Here is an 18,499-nt window from a genome sequence, read left to right as displayed (position 1 = left end):
GGGAGCTTCCTGTGGGCAATCTGCGGTCTATCCTGGATGCGACCGCTACAAAGGGATCATTTTGCATCAGAAACTGACACATTAATATCATTTGGCCATTATTGTGCCGAACGGTCTGACCAAGGCGCAACCAGCCAGTCGTTGGCCTTGCGGATGTCCTCGTCTGCCAATCTTCCACTCCAGCGATGCAGCACGAGCAGACTGGTCACGAACCGGTATTGGGACTGATAGAAATCGCGTCGTGCACGAAACTCTTCCTGGATGCTATCCAGCACGTCCACGGCATGCTTGACGCCGTAGTTGAAGGCTTTTTCGGTGGCTACCCGGGACTTTTCCGCGGACTCCAGGGCGCGTCGGGTCGCCTTGATACGGCTGAGTTCGGCCGTCATGCCCAGATAGGCAGTGCGAGTTTCCTTGATGACCTGGCGGCGCAAGGCCTCCAGTTCCTGCTGGGCGACCTCCTTGTCGCTTTCCGAACTGGACACCCGTGCGCGGGTGGAGCCGCCACTGTAGAGGGGCACTTGCAAATCAAGGGAAGCGACCAGGTTATCCGTGCGGGGAGCCAAGGCACCTTCGTAACCGATGTCACTGCGTTGCGCCGTGAGATTCAGGCCCAGCCTGGGCAGATGACCGGCCCTGGCTTCACCAACAGCCGCCTCGGCTGCAAGGATACTGTGTTCGCGGGCATGCAGTGCCGGGTTGCTATCGAGCGCTGCATGCACCCAATAGTCCTGCGCTTGCGCCGGCAGGCTGAAAGCAGGATTTTCTGCGATGCGCTTGAACGGCTCATGGACATCACGCCCCACCAGCTCGGAAATGGCCTCACGACTGATCGCGACCTTGTTGCTGGCTTCGATCTCGTCTGCCTTGAGCGCATCCACGCGGGCCTCGAGATCAAGCCTGTCGGTTACCATCGCCATCTGGCGCGCATACAAGGCATTTATTCGCTTGAGGTTGCGCTCGGTTGCGTCCAGTTCACTGCGCACCAGGGACAGTTCGTCCTCGGCCGCGAGAACGGCAAAGTAGCGTTCAGACAAATCGATACTGGCCTGCACCTGGGTGTCGTCGGATTCGTATTCACTCTGCCGCGCCAACTCCACATATTTGCGGTAGCTGCGCCAGACCTGCGGATCGTAGATCACTTGGTTGAGCACCACGGCCATGCGCTTGCCGTTGTACTGGATGCGGCTGACATCATCGTCACGCCGGCTGCGATTGACGCTACCACTGGCGTTGAGCTGCGGCAGCAGTTGGCCGAACGCGGCGCGTTCGTTGCCCTTCCCGCTGCGAACCAAGGCCTGTGCTCGCAGAACGCGTGGATCGGCGCCCTGCGCTTCCTGATGCAATTGCCACAGATCCACGTGGGAAGACGTTGGCCCGCTGTCCGCAAGGGCGCCGAGCGATGCGAGGATCGCGCACAGGATGATCAGGGATCTCATGTCAATCCTCGATCATCGAACGGGCGAAAGCATTGCTGGCAGGCTGCATCAGGTACTCCAACAACGTCCGCGCCCCTGTGTTGATCAGCACTTCGACCGGCATCCCCGGCACCAGGGCACGATCGCCCAGCGCCTGGCGTCCCTTGTCGGTCAACGCTACACGCGCCAGGTAATAAGCAGTGCCGGTGTCCTGGTTGACCAGACGATCCGCCGATATCTGCACCAGTTGCCCTTCGATGACAGGGGTGGTGCTGCTCTTGAACGCGCTGAAGCGAATGTCCGCCAGCCTGCCCGGCGCGATACGGTCGATGTCCACGGTCGAAACCTGCGCCTCGACAATCAGCTCTTCATTGGCCGGGACAATGTCCAACAGGGCGGTCCCAGGGCTGACCACGGCGCCCAGGGTGTGCACGGTCATCCCTATGACCCGGCCTGACTCCGGGGCGAGAATGTCGGTGCGCTGGTCGCGATCCTGCAAGGTGGCCAGTCGTTCGCGCAACTCGTAGACCTTGCTTCGCGCTTCACCCAGCAAACCTGCCACTTCACTGGCGAAGGTTTTTTTCAATTGGAGAATCTTCAGTTGTGCTTCGTCCGCATGGACGCGCGCTCGTGCGCTCTCCGACTGGCTTTCGGCTATTTCAGCCTGCAAGCGCGACAGGCTGCGCTCTTGCTCGCGCAGACGTTGTTTATCCACGTAGCCTTCGGCCAACAATGCACGCAGGTCGACAATCTCTTCTTCATAAGACGTGGCCAGCGCTTGCTTGCTGGCGACGATGGCCTTATAGCCTCGAATCTGCTCTTCGATCTGGCCGATGGACTTCTCCTGCAAGGCGATTTCGCCCTGCAGCGAGGTCCTTCGGGCCTGGAAGATCCGCGCTTCACTGTCGCGGGCTTCGCGAACGCGCGGGTCGGCGGGGTCGAGGGTGGACACGGCCAGCGGCTCCGGCAATGCGTCACGCTCCGCCACCAGTCGGGCTTCGAGTTCGAGCGCAGCAATCAATTGGCTGCGCATCGCCTCCATTTCCGAACGGGCCTGGGTATTGTCGAGCACCAGCAGCACATCGCCCGCTTTCACCAGGTCACCCTCACGCACACGTAGCTCGCGCACGATGCCGCCTTCCAGATGCTGCACAGTCTTGCGATAGCTTTTTACCGTGACCACACCCGGCGCGAGGGCTGCGCTGTCCAGCGGCGCCAGGGCCGCCCAGCCACCAAACAGGCCAAAGGTGACCAGCAGCAGGAAGTAACCGATGCGCCGTACCGGCCTGTCATCTATGGCCAACCCGGCCACATCAACGGAAAACTGCTTACTGTTTTGCATAAAGCTGCCCATCCGCATCCTGCGGCTCAATGGCTCCAGCCTGGCGAGCCGCTGGCGTAGCGCCCTGCAGCCGCGCCATGACACTGTCGCGAGGCCCGAACAGGCTCCTTTCGCCATGGTTGAGAACCAGTAATTTATCCACCTGGGCCAATACCCCGGATCGATGGGTAATGACAAACACCGTGGCCCGGCTCTGCCTGAGCTTTCGCAGCGCCTCGGCGAGCATTTTTTCTCCGGCGTCGTCCAGGTTGGAATTCGGTTCATCGAGCACTACCAGGCGCGGTTCCCCGTACAAGGCGCGGGCCAGCCCGACACGCTGGCGCTGCCCGCCGGACAGCCCACCGCCGTTGGCGCCAATCAGCGTGTCGTAGCCATCGGGCAATTGCAGCACCATCTCATGCACCCCGGCCATGCGTGCGGCGGCGACCACCGCAGCAGCATTCATCGGGCCGAAACGCGAAATGTTCTGGCTGATGGTGCCTTCGAACAGTTCGATGTCCTGCGGCAAGTAACCGATATACGCCCCCAGCTCCTCCCGGCGCCATTGGCTGATGTCCGCGCCGTCCAGGCGCACGGTGCCGGTCAGGCTTGGCCAGATTCCCAGCAACGCCCGGGCCAGCGTCGATTTGCCTGCACCACTGGGGCCAATGATGCCCACTGCTTCTCCAGGAGCTACGTTGAAGTCCAGGCCACGGATAATCGGTTTGCGACTGCCCGGTGAGCCGACCGAAAGGCCCTCGACGCGGACCGCACCCTCCGGTGCAGGCAGTGACATGCGCTCCGGATCCGCGGCGTGCCTGGCCAGCAACTCATGCAGCCGTGCGTATTGCGAGCGTGCGCCCAGGAAGTTTTTCCACACGCCAATCAACTGGTCGATGGGGGCCAGCGCGCGGCCCAGCAAAATGGAGCCGGCAATCATCAGTCCGGGCGTGATTTCATGATTGATCGTCAAGTAAGCGCCCAGGCCCAACACCAGCGATTGCACAATCTGGCGGAACGTCCTGGATATCGCCGCAACGGTCGTGGCGCGGTCGCTGGCCAGGCTTTGCAGGGATAACACCGTATGGACCCGCCTGCTCCAGTGTTCGCGAAGGCTGGCAAGCATGCCCATCGACTCGACCACCTCGGCATTGCGCAAGCTTTTGTTGGTAAAAGCGGTGGCGGCCATCTGCTCGCGATTGGCATCCTGCAGCGGCACTTGCGTGAGCTTTTCGTTGACGAAGGCCAGCGCTCCCAGCAGGACCGCGCTCAACAATCCCATCCAACCGTACCAGGGATGGAAGATGAACATGACGGCCAGATAGATAGGAATCCATGGCGTATCGAAAAACGCAAAGAGACCGTTGCCGGTCAGGAACTGGCGCAACGCGTTCAGGTCGCTCAATGGCTGTGCGGTGGCGTCCATGCCGCTGGTATTGAGTGCCTGCCTGAAACTGGCGTCGAACAGACGCTGCCCCAGCAGCGTGTCGAGGCGCGTGCTGATGCGTACCATGATCCGCGAACGAACCCATTCCAGGCCGCCCATCGTGCTCATCAACAGCAACATGATCAGCGTCAGCATCAACAGGGTGGACAGGCTGGCGCTGGCTACCGCGCGGTCATACACCTGCAACATGTAGAACGAGGGGACCAGCATCAGCAAATTGACAAAAAAACTGAAAAAGGCCACGGAAAGAAAGCTGCCCTTGCATGCGACAAGCGCGCCTTCCAACTCGGTCCGGGTGTGGGCTGACATGGTTCATTCCCTGAGGTCCGCTTATGTTCAAACCTGCGAGGATCGTAGGGAGTACAGATACACGAACGCCTTCAAAAGCAATCGCAGGACAGGTCGCAAACGCCTGCGCGACAAAGATTATGTGCGCTGTATCGGCAAACACGAGCAGTTCTGAAGGGAAACTTTTCAGCTGCGACAACCGGCTAAATTACGAGCCCGCAGGCTTTCGCCGGCAGGATGATCTATACCTACTGGTGTACGCACCCGGGCTACACGACAATAAAGACATGCCCGGGAAGCACGGCCGAACCGCCAGGCAAACACCGCCTTCCCCGGCACTGGCCTGAACGATAATGTACCCGCGTCGCGCATGTAGAATGGCGGCCCTTTTTTCAATGCCTGAAGTATCGACCATGAGCCGGATCCCACGCGTATTGAATGGTCGTCCCAAAGCACTCTGGCGGCTCTGCTTTTCGCTATTGTCATTGGTTATCCTTCATGCGCACGGCGAGCCACAAGTCATCGAGCTGCACATCCCGGACGCACCGCCGCTGACGTTCATCAACGACCCCAAGGGGTACGGCATCGTCGGTGACGTCGCGGTGCAGGCGATTACCCGGGCCGGGTACACGCCAAAGATCCACCTCCTGCCCTGGGCCAGGGCACAGAAACATGTCAGCGAAGAACACGACTACCTGATAGCTCCCTTGTCGCGCATTCCCGTGCGCGAGGAGCGCTTCACCTGGATCGCTTCGATCATGCCCATGGAGCGCGCCTTCTTCAGCCTCGACCGGCAGGTCACCAGTTTCGACCAGGCGAAAGCAACCTACCGCAAGATCGGCGTCGGCCTGGGCAGTGCACAAGAGGACATCCTGCGCGCCGAAGGCTTCAGCGACGAACAGATCTATCCGCTGGCCATCGGTGACAACCCTGCCCAGATGCTGTTGATGGGACGTATCGATGCCTGGTTCAACGGTGTTCCGGAGAGTCGCTACATCTGGCCGAAGGTGTCCAGGCGCAAACTGCTGATGAGCCCGGTTGGCAGCAGCGCCGACCTCTATCTGGCGTGTTCCAGGCGCTGCTCCGAAAAAATCGTCGAAGACTTGCGTGGGGCCGTGGAGGCGCTGCGCAAGGACGGCACGATCAAGCGGATACGTGAGGTATATCTGCCTGACTAAGTAGCCGGCTGGGACCGATCCACTGCACAGTTGCCGTATGCCATGGCTCATCAATGGCTTATATCATTCCGAATGATAGTTACCTTTGCTTCATTCGATTCGTTCCTTTCAGCCTTGCCACGCATCATCCGCCCATCTCAATACACTTGGCGGATGCTATCCATGGAACATTCACTTTCTAAATTGCGCTTTCCCCTGGCACTGTTGGCAGTGCTGGTGATCAGCGCGTGCGGCAAGACCCCCGACACGGCAGCTTCGATGCCGGCGGCCAAAGTCAGTGTGGCCAAGGTACTGGAGCAACCCGTCAACGAATGGGACGAGTTCACCGGGCGCCTCGAAGCGCCGGAAACCGTCGAGATCCGCCCGCGCGTTTCCGGGCAGATCGATGAAGTGGCCTTCACCGAAGGCGCGCTAGTCAAGAAAGGCGACCTGCTGTTCCAGATCGACCCGCGCCCGTTCCAGGCTGAAGTGCGTCGTCTCGAAGCCCAGCTCGCCCAGGCTCGTGCCACCGCGACCCGCAGCGAGAACGAGGCCCAGCGTGGCGAACGCCTGCGCTTGAGCAATGCGATCTCCGCTGAACTGGCGGATTCGCGCACCACCGCAGCCCAGGAAGCCCGCGCCGCCGTGGCCGGCATCCAGGCGCAACTGGACCTGGCCAAGCTGAACCTGAGCTTCACCCGGGTCACCTCGCCCATCAACGGCCGTGTCAGCCGGGCGGAAATCACCGCCGGCAACCTCGTGACCGCCGACGTCACGCCACTGACCAGCGTGGTCTCCACTGACAAGGTCTACGCCTATTTCGACGCCGACGAGCGCGTCTTCCTCAAGTACACCCAACTCGCCCGCCAAGGCCAGCGCGGCCAGGCCACGCCGGTCTACATGGGCCTGTCCAACGAGGAAGGCAACCCGCACCTGGGCCAGATGAACTTCGTCGACAACCAGGTCAACCCGCAGACCGGCACCATCCGTGGCCGCGCGGTGTTCGACAACAAGGACGGCGCCTATACCCCTGGCCTGTACGCCCGGCTGAAACTGGTGGGCAGCGGCACCTACTCCGCCGTGCTGATCAACGACGAAGCCGTCGGCACCGACCTGGGCAAGAAATTCGTGCTGGTGATGGACGCCGACAACAAGCCGGCGTACCGCGCCGTCGAGCTGGGGCCGAAAATCGAAGGCCTGCGCATCGTGCGCAACGGCCTGAGCAAGGACGACACCATTATCGTCAAGGGGCTGCAACGGGCCCGTCCGGGTTCGCCGGTCACGCCTGAAACCGTGCCGATGGCCAGCGAGCAGACCCTCGCCGCCCTGGCACAACAACGTAAAGCGCTCGAAGCCAGCAACCTGCCCCAGGTCGCGCCCAACAAGGCAGCGTCCGGCTCGGCAGGCAAACTGGCCTCTGCGTCCCCACGCGGCTAAGGGACTGAACTCAAGATGAAATTTTCCCAGTTCTTCATTTCTCGGCCGATCTTCGCAGCGGTGCTCTCGCTGCTGATCCTGATCGCCGGCGCGATCTCGCTATTCCAGTTGCCGATCAGCGAATACCCCGAAGTCGTGCCGCCGACCGTGGTCGTGCGCGCCAACTTCCCCGGTGCCAACCCCAAGGTCATCGGTGAAACCGTAGCAGCGCCTCTGGAACAAGCCATCACCGGTGTCGAGAACATGCTCTACATGTCCTCGCAGTCCACCGCCGACGGCAAGATCACCCTGACCATCACCTTCGCCCTGGGCACCGACCTGGACAACGCCCAGGTGCAGGTACAGAACCGCGTCACCCGCACCGAGCCCAAGTTGCCGGAGGAAGTGACCCGGATTGGCATCACGGTGGACAAGGCCTCGCCCGACCTGACGATGGTCGTGCACTTGACCTCGCCGGACAAACGCTACGACATGCTTTATCTGTCCAACTACGCCTTGCTCAACATCAAGGATGAACTGGCGCGCCTCGGCGGCGTCGGTGATGTGCAGTTGTTCGGCATGGGCGATTATTCCTTGCGGGTCTGGCTCGATCCGAACAAGACCGCGTCGCGCAACCTGACCGCCACCGACGTTGTCACGGCGATCCGCGAACAGAACCGCCAGGTTGCCGCCGGTGCCCTTGGCGCGCCTCCAGCGCCGAATGCCCAGGCGTTCCAACTCTCGGTCAACACCCAGGGTCGCCTGGTCAGCGAGGAAGAGTTCGAGAACATCATCATCCGTTCCGGCGCCAATGGTGAAATCACGCGCCTGAAAGACATCGCCCGGGTGGAGCTGGGTTCCAGCCAATACGCCCTGCGCTCGTTGCTCGACAACCAGCCGGCAGTGGCGATCCCGATCTTCCAGCGCCCTGGTTCCAACGCCATCCAGATTTCCAACGATGTGCGCGAGAAAATGGAGGAGCTGAAGAAAGGCTTCCCGGCCGGCATGGACTACAGCATCGTCTATGACCCGACGATCTTCGTGCGCGGCTCCATTGAAGCGGTGGTGCACACCCTGTTCGAAGCGCTGATCCTCGTGGTGCTGGTGGTGATCCTGTTCCTGCAGACCTGGCGCGCCTCGATCATCCCGCTGGTGGCGGTGCCGGTGTCACTGATCGGTACATTCGCGGTCATGCACCTGTTCGGCTTCTCACTCAACGCGCTGTCGCTGTTCGGGCTGGTACTGGCCATCGGTATCGTCGTCGACGATGCCATCGTGGTGGTGGAGAACGTCGAGCGGAACATCGGCCTAGGACTTACGCCGGTGGAAGCCACCAAGCGTGCCATGGGTGAAGTGACCGGGCCGATCATCGCAACGGCACTCGTACTGTGTGCGGTGTTCGTTCCCGCCGCCTTCATCAGCGGCTTGACCGGGCAGTTCTATAAACAGTTTGCCTTGACCATTGCCATCTCGACGGTGATCTCGGCGTTCAACTCGCTGACCCTGTCGCCAGCCCTGGCCGCGGTCTTGCTCAAGAGCCATGACGCGCCGAAGGACCGTTTCTCGCGGTTCCTCGACAAGATTTTCGGCGGCTGGCTGTTCCGACCGTTCAACCGCTTCTTCGACCGCGCCAGCCACAGCTACGTAGGCGCCGTCGGCCGCGTGATCCGCAGCAGCGGCATTGCCCTGATCCTTTACGCAGGCTTGATGGTTCTGACCTTCTTTGGTTTTTCCAGCACGCCGACCGGTTTCGTACCCGGCCAGGACAAGCAATACCTGGTGGCCTTCGCGCAACTGCCGGACGCCGCGAGCCTGGACCGCACCGAGGATGTGATCAAGCGCATGTCCGAGATGGCCCTCAAGCAGCCGGGCGTTGAAAGCGCGGTGGCCTTCCCGGGTCTGTCGATCAACGGCTTCACCAACAGCCCGAACGCCGGCATCGTCTTCGTCACCCTCAAGCCCTTCGATGAGCGCAAGGACCCGAGCATGTCGGCCGGTGCCATCGCCGGTGCGTTGAACGGCCAGTATTCGGAGATCCAGGAAGCCTACATGGCGATCTTCCCGCCGCCGCCGGTACAGGGCCTGGGTACGATCGGTGGTTTCCGCCTGCAAATCGAAGACCGGGGCAACCTGGGCTACGACGAGCTGTACAAAGAAACGATGAACATCATCACCAAGAGCCACAACGTGCCGGAACTGGCCGGGTTGTTCACCAGCTACACGGTGAACGTGCCTCAGGTCGATGCCGCCATCGACCGTGAAAAAGCCAAGACCCACGGCGTAGCCGTCAGCGACATCTTCGATACCCTGCAGATCTACCTGGGCTCGCTGTATGCCAACGACTTCAACCGCTTCGGCCGTACCTACCAGGTCAACGTCCAGGCCGAGCAGCAATTCCGCCTCGAGTCGGACCAGATCGGCCAGCTCAAGGTGCGCAACAACCGTGGCGAGATGATCCCGCTAGCGACCTTCATCAAGGTCAGCGACACCTCGGGGCCGGACCGCGTGATGCACTACAACGGCTTCATCACCGCTGAAATCAACGGTGCCGCCGCCCCGGGCTACAGCTCCGGCCAGGCTGAAAAAGCCATCGAGAAACTGCTCAAGGACGAATTGCCCAACGGCATGACCTACGAGTGGACCGACCTGACGTACCAGCAGATTCTTTCGGGCAACACCGCGCTGTTCGTGTTCCCGCTCTGCGTACTGCTGGCGTTCCTGGTGCTCGCCGCCCAATACGAAAGCTGGAGCCTGCCGTTGGCGGTGATCCTGATCGTACCGATGACGCTGCTGTCGGCGATTACCGGGGTGATTCTTTCCGGTGGCGACAACAACATCTTCACCCAGATCGGCTTGATCGTACTGGTGGGACTGGCCTGTAAGAACGCGATTCTGATCGTCGAGTTCGCCAAGGATAAACAGCTCGAAGGCATGACTCCGCTGGCCGCCGTACTGGAAGCCTGCCGTCTGCGTCTGCGGCCGATCCTGATGACCTCCTTCGCCTTCATCATGGGCGTGGTGCCCCTGGTGTTCTCCAGCGGCGCCGGTGCGGAAATGCGCCACGCCATGGGTGTCGCGGTGTTCTCGGGCATGCTTGGGGTGACCTTCTTCGGCCTGCTGCTGACCCCGGTGTTCTACGTATTGATCCGTAACTTCGTCGAGCGCAGCGAGGCCCGCAAAGCGGCCCGGGCCTTGAAACTGGAGGCGCAACAATGAGTTTGAAAGCGTTCGTGCCGAGCTTGCTGGTCCTGGCATTGAGTGCCTGCGCCGTGGGCCCGGACTACCAGGCACCGAAAACGGAGGCGGCCAACATCACGGCCGCCACCGACGGCGCCGCCGGCCAGAAGAACTTCGACCGCGCCCGGTTCGAAGGTATCTGGTGGCAGCAGTTCGACGACCCGACCCTCAACGCGCTGGTGACTCGCTCACTGGAAGGCAACCGCGAGTTGCGCGTGGCCTTCGCCCGCCTGCGGGCCGCCCGGGCAATTCGCGACGACGCCAGCAATGACGCCATGCCGACCATCACCAGCCGCGCCAGCAGCGAGTTGGGCAAAGGCCAGAACCCGATGGGGCAGACCGACGACCGGGTCAACTCCGAGCGTTACGACCTGGGCCTGGACATGGCCTGGGAACTGGACCTGTTCGGCCGCATCCAGCGCAACCTGGAAGCGACCGATGCCGACCAGCAGGCCGCCGAGGCCGACCTCTATCAGTTGCAGGTGAGCATGATCGCCGAACTGGTGGACGCCTACGGCCAACTGCGCGGCGCCCAGCTGCGTGAAAAAATCGCCCTGGCCAACCTGCAGAACCAGCAGGAGTCGCGCAAGATCACCGAAAGCCTGCGTGATGCCGGCGTCGGCGATCAGCTCGACGTGGTGCGTGCCGATGCGCGCCTGGCCGCGGTGGAAGCCAGCGTGCCGCAACTGCAAGCCGAACAGGCGCGCCAACGCAACCGCATCGCGACATTGCTGGGCGAGCGTCCAGACAAGCTGAGCGTGGACCTGAGCCCTAAACAGCTGCCGGCGATTGCCAAGGCACTGCCGATTGGCGACCCCGGTCAACTGCTGCAACGCCGTCCGGATGTCCTGAGTGCCGAGCGTCAACTGGCGGCCGCCACGGCGCGCATCGGCGTCGCCAAGGCCGACCTGTTTCCGCGGGTCAGCCTCAGCGGTTTCCTCGGCTTCACCGCCGGGCGCGGCTCGCAGATCGGTTCCTCGGCGGCCAATGCCTGGGCACTGGGTCCGAGCATTACCTGGGCCGCGTTCGACCTGGGCAGTGTGCGAGCGCGCTTGCGCGGTGCCAGCGCCGAGGCTGATGGCGCCCTGGCGAACTATGAACAGCAGGTGCTGCTGGCCCTGGAAGAATCGGAAAACGCCTTCAGCGATTACGGCAAACGCCAACAGCGGCTGATCTCGCTGATCCGCCAGAGCGAATCGAGCCGCGCGGCCGCCAACCTAGCCGAGATTCGCTACCGCGAAGGCACCGAGGACTTCCTCGTGCTGCTCGACGCCCAGCGTGAACGCCTCGCTGCAGAAGACAGCCAGGCCCAGGCCGAAGTGGAGCTGTATCGCGGCATCGTCGCGATCTACAAGGCCTTGGGCGGCGGCTGGCAACCGGAAACCGTGGCCAGCAACTGAGCCCTCCCCAACCGAGCTCCTTTGGTTGGCCGCAACCAACCAATCCCTTTGCCCCGCGTCTCATTCGGTCGCGGGGCTTTTTTTGGCTGTCGCCAGTCTCGCTCCCTTGGAAGGTTCAACTGCTCTAGTGTGGGAGCGAGCTTGCTCGCGATAGCGGTGTGTCAGTCAATATCCATGTCACTGCCCCACCGCCATCGCGAGCCAGCTCGCTCCCACAGGTCCTTCACCGCTATTGAGGTTTGACTCAAGCCCGGACCTGACCGAAGCTTGCGACATTTCACGCTTCTGGTTACGGATTACCTGAATGTCCTCGTCTCGCCGCTATCTGCTCCTCAGCCTCGCCGTCGTCCTGGCCATCGGCCTCGTCGCGATATGGCTACGCAGCACCACGCCGCAAATCCCCGAAGCAATCAAGCGTGGCTACAGTGAGGCCCTGGACAACGCCCGCAACGGGCAGCCCGGCGCGGCGCGGATGCTTTACCAGCAACTCGGACGCCCGGACCTCTCGCCCAAGCGCCGCGTACGCTTGCACGCCGAGCTGCCCAACTACCCGAGCCCCCAGGCGCTGAAACTGGCGCAAGCGGACTTGCACAGCGAATCGCCACAGGTGCGCCGCGCGGCCATCGACAGCATCGTCGGGCTGGTGCCGAACGCCCAGCGCAGCCTGTTGCTCGGCCCGCTCCTGGACGATAACGAGCCGGATGTCCGGTTTGCCGCCGTGAATGCCCTGCTGGGCCTGTCGCCAGATGAACTGGGCCTGTATTTCGGCGCGATGCAGATCGCCGCCGATACCTGGAAGCAGGTGCTCAACGACGCTCCGCCCACCACCGAGTCGCTCTATCAGCTCGCCCGGCTGTACCTGCATAACGCTGATCTGAAAAAAGCCCAGCAGGCGCTGGAGCAGGCCCTGCGCCTGCAGCCGGACAACCTGCCGGCGCTGGTCATGCAGGTCGATGTGCTGGACCGACAAGGCCAGGCCGAAGCTGCACGACAACTGCTCGCCCGGCAGTTGCAAACCCAGCCGGCATCGGCTTATCTGCAACATGCGCTGGGCATGTGGCTGCTCCAGCACGGGCAGACCGAATACGCCGTGCTTGGCCTGGCCAAGGCGGTGGAGCTTGAGCCTGAGAACCGGCACTACCGCTATGACCTGGCGACCACTTTGCACGCCGAGCAGGAGGTGGAAGCCGCGCAGAAACAGCTACAGGAAATCGTCCAGCGCTACCCTGCCGATCGCAAGGCGCGGGTATTGCTGATCAATTATTGGAAGGAGACCGGTCAGTTGCAGCATGTCCAGGTTTTATTGGCCCAACTGGAACAACTGAACCCCGACGACCCCGCGATACAACAAGGCCTGTAGGCCCATTTGCGCGGGTGGAAAGTTGTGCAGCAGTGCGCGTTTTGTCAAAGGAAGCGGAACCGCCATCACTGCCAAAGGTCAAGTGTTCAGGCAGTTCATTTTCAGGCGATACCCCGCCTGCTGCCCACTTCCCTAGTCATGAGAGGGTTATTTTTGATTACATCTAACGAGTCGATCAGCGCAAAAGCCGCCACCGGTATCGAAGGGCTGGACGATGTCCTTTCCGGTGGTTTGTCCCGGGGCCACGTGTTTCTCCTGGAGGGAGAACCGGGTACCGGCAAGACCACGGTCGCGTTGCATTTCCTGATGGCCGGCGCCAAGGCCGGCGAACGCTCGTTGTACATCACGCTATCGGAAACCGAGCGTGAATTGCGTCAGGGCGCAGCCTCACATGGGTGGACGCTGGATGAAAACATCCACATTTTCGAGCTGACCCCGCCCGAGAGCCTGCTCAACGCCGACCAGCAGCAGAGCCTGCTGTATTCCTCGGACCTGGAACTGGGGGAAGCGACCCGACAGATCTTCGAAGTGGTGGAGCGCATCAAGCCGACCCGGGTCGTGCTGGACAGTCTTTCGGAGATCCGCCTGCTGGCGCAAAGCTCCCTGCGCTATCGTCGGCAGATCCTCGCGATCAAACACTACTTCGTGCGTTATGACGCCACGGTCCTGCTCCTGGATGACCTCACCACCGAGTCCCTGGACAAGACCGTGCACAGCGTGGCCCACGGCGTCATCCGCCTCGAGGAACTGACCCCCAACTACGGTGCCGAACGGCGCCGGCTGCGGGTGGTCAAGTATCGCGGGCAGAAATACCGTGGCGGCTACCACGATTTCACCATCATGAGCGACGGCCTGCACGTCTTCCCTCGCCTGGTGGCCGCCGAGCATCGCGGCCAGTACCTGCGTCAGCAGCTGTCCAGCGGCATCGCCGAAATGGACGCGCTGTTGGGCGGTGGCATCGAGACCGGCTCCAGCACGCTGATCCTCGGCCCGGCCGGTACCGGCAAATCGCTGATCTCGTTGATCTTTGCTGCAGCTGCCGTGCTGCGCGGAGAAAAAGCCGCGCTGTTCATCTTCGATGAAGAGTTGGGCCTGCTGTTCGAGCGCATGAAAAACATCGGCATCGATCTGCACGAATTGCAAAAAACCGGCAATCTGCTGATCGAGCAAGTCGATGCCGCAGAGTTGTCTCCGGGTGAGTTTTCCCATCGTGTGCGGCGTTGCGTCAGTGACGGCAATATCAAGACCGTGGTGATCGACAGCATCAACGGCTACCAGGCCGCCATGCCGGAAGAAAACGCCCTGGTCCTGCACATGCATGAGCTGTTGCTCTACCTCAATCGCAAAGGCGCGGCGACCTTCATGACCGTCGCGCAACACGGTCTGGTGGGCGACATGCAGGCGCCGGTGGACATTACCTATCTGGCCGACACCGTTATCCTGTTGCGTTACTTCGAAGCGCTGGGCAAGGTTCGCCGCGCGATATCCATTATCAAGAAACGTACCGGCAGCCATGAATCGACCATCCGTGAATACCGCATCAGCAAACAGGGCATGACCATTGGCGAACCGCTTGACGCTTTCCAAGGCGTATTGCGCGGCGTACCTACCTATGTGGGCGCGGATAACCCGCTGCTCGGGGATGATACCCAGTGATGTCGGCCGAGCCACTGTCCGAGCGGGCGCTGATTCTCGCGCCGCTGGGACGGGACAGCCAGATTGCCCTCATGATTCTCAAGGAAGCCGGTTTCAACGGCCTCGTTTGCAGTCACCTGGGCCATTTGTGCGAAGAATTGGGGCAAGGTGCCGGGCTTTTGGTGATCTCATCGGAAGCCCTCGTCGGACCGGATCTGGAAACCCTGTTCCAGCACATCGAACAGCAGCCGGCCTGGTCCGATTTACCCATTGTCCTGCTGACTCATCACGGCGGCCCGGAGCAGAACCCCGTGGCACGCATCGGCGTGCAGCTGGGCAACGTGACGTTCCTGGAGCGCCCGTTCCATCCGGTGACGCTCGTCAGCCTGGTGACCACGGCGCTGCGCGGACGCCGCAGGCAATACGAAGCGCGGGACCGGCTGATCGATCTGAGCAACAGCGAGCTGCGCCTGCAAACGACCCTCGAAACCCTGGAACAACAGGTCGAGGAGCGCACCGCCCAGCTGCGTCATAACGAAGAAGCTCTGCGCCAGTCACAGAAAATGGAAGCGGTCGGCCAACTCACCGGCGGCATCGCCCATGACTTCAACAACATGCTCACCGGCATCATCGGTAGCCTCGAATTGCTGCGCCGACGCCTGGCCCGCGGCCGCACCGAAGACCTCGACAGCCTGATCGACCTGGGTGTGACCTCGGCCAATCGGGCGGCTGGCCTGACGCATCGGCTGCTGGCTTTTTCCCGGCGGCAATCGCTGGACTCCAAGGCTGTGCAAATGAACACGCTGGTGCTGTCCATGGGCGAGTTGCTGCAACGCAGCCTCAACGAGAGCATCCGCCTGGAGATGCAACTGGACGAACAGCTGTGGATCGCCGAAGCCGATCCCAATCAACTGGAAAGCGCCCTGCTCAACCTGGTACTCAACGCCCGCGATGCGATGCCGGGTGGCGGCAAACTGCTGGTGCAGACGTTCAATCGATACCTGGACACCGGCTTCACCGATGCCTACACCAACCTTGAGCCCGGGGACTACGTGGTGTTAAGCGTGCAGGACAGCGGTTGCGGCATGCCCGAATCGGTGATTAACCGCGCGTTCGATCCGTTCTTCACGACCAAGCCTATCGGCCAGGGCACCGGCCTGGGCCTTTCGATGATCTATGGCTTCAGCAAGCAGTCCCGTGGCCACGTGACCATCGACAGCGAGGTCGACAAAGGCACCACCGTGAACCTTTATCTGCCGCGCTTTGTGGGCGAGGAGATACACGAACCGGCCGTCGCCACCCAGCAGGCGCCTTATGCGCAGGATGGCGAAACCGTGCTCATCGTCGAAGATGATGCGGCGGTGCGGGTGCTGGTCAGCGCAGTGCTGAGCGAGTTGGGCTACGCCTTCGTCGAGGCCGGCGACGCAAACGCGGCGATGCCGATCCTGCAATCGAACCAGCGCATCGACCTGTTGATCAGCGATGTGGGCCTGCCCGGCATGAATGGGCGGCAACTGGCGGAAATCGGCCGGCAGATCCGCCCCGATCTCAAAGTGCTGTTCATCACCGGCTACGCCGAACACGCGGCCGTGCGCGGCGGTTTCCTCGACCCTGGCATGCAGATGATCACCAAACCATTCACGTTTGATCTGTTGACGGCGAAGGTACGGGAGATGATCAAGGTTTGAGACCTCCACGGGCGCCGAATCAACGCCTCCAGCCAGGCTGGCGACTCTTACGGCTGTACGTCGCTCCCACAGGGGTTCCATGTATGCCGTGAGGCTGTGTCTGCCCAAAATCCAATGTGGGAGCGAGCTTGCTCGCGATAGCGGTGGGTTAGCTGCGCAAGTGCTGGCATTTACCACGCTGTTGCTCTGCTTTTGATGTTGATCTCGGCGCCCCGTTAACCACGCTGGCCGAACGCAGGCATTGTGCAGTGGGCATCCCGGCATGGATGCCGGGATAGCCGCGCTGGGCCAGGGACGGCCCTTCGCGGCGGGCCCACGGAGCAATGCCGGAGTGAGGGCACACCGAGCCTAGGCGAGGTGCCGAGTGGTGGGGCAAAGCGTTTTGGGTTACTTTTTGGCGTCTGAAAAAAGTGACCCGCCGTAAGGGCGGAACCCTAAGTAGCCGTTACCGCAGAAACGGATATACACCCATTGAAGCCCAAACAACCGGCTGACTACGACAACATCCCCTGCATGATCTCCTGCAACACATCCAGATCAAACGGCTTATCCAGAATCGGCGCCTTGCGCGTGATAGGGCTGTCAGTCTCACGCACTTCTTGAGCATACCCACTGATAAAGATGACCTTCAGATCTGGACGCAACCTCACCGCAGGCTCGGCGATCTGCACCCCGGAAATCCCCCCCGGCAGACGGAAGTCGGTAATCATCATGTCCAAGTGAGGCTTGCTCGCCAGAATCTCGAACGCCTGCTCGCCGTTTTCAGCCTGGAGCACCCGATATCCTTCGCCAGACAGGTACGCCGACAGCACCATCAGGATCGACGGATCATCCTCGACAATCAGTACAACGTCTTGCGCATCTTCACTCATGAGAAGCCTTTGTTGGATCAATAGCTGCTGATACGACCTTGGGGCCACTCAGAGGTTGCGTCCGTTCGCCAGTTTTCTGAAAAGGCAGACAAACGCGAAACAACGCCCCTTCGTTGAGGCGGCTATTGACCGTGATGATACCGCCATGGGCGGTGACAATCTGCTCGGAGATGAACAAGCCCAGCCCCAGGCCAGCGGTGGCGGCCTTGGAAGACACCCGCTCGAACTGTTGGAAGATGCGCTTCTGGTTCTCTTCGCTGATGCCGATACCGTGATCCTGCACTTCGATGCAGGCGTGGTCGGGCGTCTGGTAGACGCGCACCTCGATCGGGCTCTTGCTGCCATAACGCAACGCGTTGGTCAGCAGGTTCGAGACCACCTGCTCGATACGAAACTCATCCCAGTGCCCTTCCACCATAGGCTCGGCGGTACAACTCACGGAGCATTCGGCGGCAGCGATCTGCGGCTGGAAGTTGCGCAGCAGGTTCTCCACCAGCGCCGTCAGGTTGAAGCGAGTCGGACGGATGGACAACTTGCCGGTACGAATCCGGGACACGTCCAGCATGTCCTCGATCAAGCGGATCAGGCTCTTGATCTGGCGCTCATCGCGTTCAACCATCGCCTTGATCTTGTCCAGGGTGAACGCCGAAGCGTTGTCGCGCGCCAGGTGCATCTTGCGCAACTGCGTTTCCAGGATCAGGCCGTTGAGCGGCGTACGGACCTCATGGGCGACGATCGACATGAAATCGTCGCGCATGCGCACCGCCTGCTCGAGCTCGCCACGGGTGGCTTGCAACTGCTGGAGCAATTGCTCCTGCTCCCGGCGACTCTGCTCGAGAGCGAGCACCTGCTCCTTCATCGCCTTGCGCTGGCGATAGAGCTCGACGAACACGCTGACCTTGCTTTTGACCGCGTGGGTGTCCAGCGGCTTATGCAGGAAATCCACCGCGCCGCTTTCATAGCCCGTGAACGCATAGTTGCGCTCGCGGCCGGCGGCACTGACAAAAATGATCGGGATACTGCGGGTCTTTTCCGTGCCGCGCATCAGCTCTGCGAGTTCGAAGCCGTTCATGCCCGGCATCTGCACATCAATGATCGCCAGGGCAAAATCGTGTTGCAAAAGCAGCGACAGCGCTTCATCCGCCGACAAGGCCTTGAAGACCTCGCGGTCTTCGCGCTTGATCAGCGCTTCCAGGGCCAACAGATTCTCCGGCAGATCATCGACGATCAGCAGTTTGGCTTGAATATCTCTTGGCATGT

12 protein-coding genes are annotated in these 18,499 nt (G+C 61.5%); 7 read left to right on the top strand and 5 right to left on the bottom strand.

Annotation, left to right across the window (positions count from 1 at the left end; genetic code table 11):
- Positions 1-98 precede the first annotated feature (98 nt).
- The 3 genes from PSH78_RS12080 to PSH78_RS12070 are packed head-to-tail and all read right to left on the bottom strand — an operon-like array spanning position 99 to position 4,495.
- Positions 99-1,439: a TolC family protein gene (locus tag PSH78_RS12080; protein WP_305500749.1), complete on the bottom strand. Its 1,341-nt coding sequence runs from the start codon at positions 1,437-1,439 to the stop codon at positions 99-101.
- A 1-nt stretch (position 1,440) separates the two neighbouring features.
- Positions 1,441-2,760, bottom strand: a complete 1,320-nt coding sequence (locus tag PSH78_RS12075; RefSeq protein WP_305500747.1) for an HlyD family type I secretion periplasmic adaptor subunit — start codon at positions 2,758-2,760, stop codon at positions 1,441-1,443.
- Complete coding sequence (locus PSH78_RS12070; RefSeq protein WP_305500746.1) at positions 2,747-4,495, bottom strand: type I secretion system permease/ATPase; 1,749 nt, start codon at positions 4,493-4,495, stop codon at positions 2,747-2,749. The genes PSH78_RS12075 and PSH78_RS12070 overlap by 14 nt, the downstream gene beginning before the upstream one ends.
- A gap of 392 nt (positions 4,496-4,887) precedes the next feature.
- Here PSH78_RS12070 and PSH78_RS12065 point away from each other — a divergent pair, with 392 nt between their 5' ends.
- The 7 genes from PSH78_RS12065 (at position 4,888) to PSH78_RS12035 (ending at position 16,367) form a co-directional block, all read left to right on the top strand.
- Positions 4,888-5,652 (top strand): ABC transporter substrate-binding protein, encoded by a 765-nt coding sequence (locus tag PSH78_RS12065; RefSeq protein ID WP_305500745.1) that lies wholly within the window; start codon positions 4,888-4,890, stop codon positions 5,650-5,652.
- Between the two features lie 162 nt (positions 5,653-5,814).
- Positions 5,815-7,068 (top strand): multidrug efflux RND transporter periplasmic adaptor subunit MexE, encoded by a 1,254-nt coding sequence (mexE, locus tag PSH78_RS12060; protein WP_305500743.1) that lies wholly within the window; start codon positions 5,815-5,817, stop codon positions 7,066-7,068.
- A 15-nt stretch (positions 7,069-7,083) separates the two neighbouring features.
- Positions 7,084-10,263 carry an efflux RND transporter permease subunit gene (locus tag PSH78_RS12055; RefSeq protein WP_305500741.1) on the top strand — a complete coding sequence of 1,060 codons (3,180 nt, stop codon included), beginning with the start codon at positions 7,084-7,086 and terminating at the stop codon, positions 10,261-10,263.
- Positions 10,260-11,684 carry an efflux transporter outer membrane subunit gene (locus tag PSH78_RS12050; protein ID WP_305500739.1) on the top strand — a complete coding sequence of 475 codons (1,425 nt, stop codon included), beginning with the start codon at positions 10,260-10,262 and terminating at the stop codon, positions 11,682-11,684. Before PSH78_RS12055 ends, PSH78_RS12050 begins: the two co-directional genes overlap by 4 nt.
- Positions 11,685-11,988: 304 nt before the next feature.
- The gene (locus PSH78_RS12045; RefSeq protein ID WP_305500738.1) at positions 11,989-13,044 is read left to right on the top strand and encodes a tetratricopeptide repeat protein; all 1,056 of its coding nucleotides are present in this window, start codon (positions 11,989-11,991) and stop codon (positions 13,042-13,044) included.
- Between the two features lie 153 nt (positions 13,045-13,197).
- The gene (locus PSH78_RS12040; RefSeq protein ID WP_305500736.1) at positions 13,198-14,700 is read left to right on the top strand and encodes an ATPase domain-containing protein; all 1,503 of its coding nucleotides are present in this window, start codon (positions 13,198-13,200) and stop codon (positions 14,698-14,700) included.
- Complete coding sequence (locus tag PSH78_RS12035) at positions 14,700-16,367, top strand: response regulator (RefSeq protein WP_370871097.1); 1,668 nt, start codon at positions 14,700-14,702, stop codon at positions 16,365-16,367. Before PSH78_RS12040 ends, PSH78_RS12035 begins: the two co-directional genes overlap by 1 nt.
- A gap of 494 nt (positions 16,368-16,861) precedes the next feature.
- Here the strand turns inward: PSH78_RS12035 and PSH78_RS12030 are convergent, their stop codons facing one another.
- Together PSH78_RS12030 and PSH78_RS12025 are read right to left on the bottom strand one after the other, a co-directional pair.
- Positions 16,862-17,239 (bottom strand): response regulator, encoded by a 378-nt coding sequence (locus tag PSH78_RS12030; protein WP_305500732.1) that lies wholly within the window; start codon positions 17,237-17,239, stop codon positions 16,862-16,864.
- A complete protein-coding gene (locus PSH78_RS12025) occupies positions 17,232-18,497 on the bottom strand; it encodes a hybrid sensor histidine kinase/response regulator (protein WP_305500731.1) in 1,266 nt (421 codons plus the stop codon). Before PSH78_RS12025 ends, PSH78_RS12030 begins: the two co-directional genes overlap by 8 nt.
- Positions 18,498-18,499 lie beyond the last annotated feature (2 nt).

This window comes from Pseudomonas sp. FP198 (genome assembly GCF_030687895.1).
Lineage (GTDB): Bacteria > Pseudomonadota > Gammaproteobacteria > Pseudomonadales > Pseudomonadaceae > Aquipseudomonas.
The sequence above is the reverse complement of the archived record's forward strand: the minus strand, read 5'-3'. Positions and strand labels throughout refer to the sequence as shown.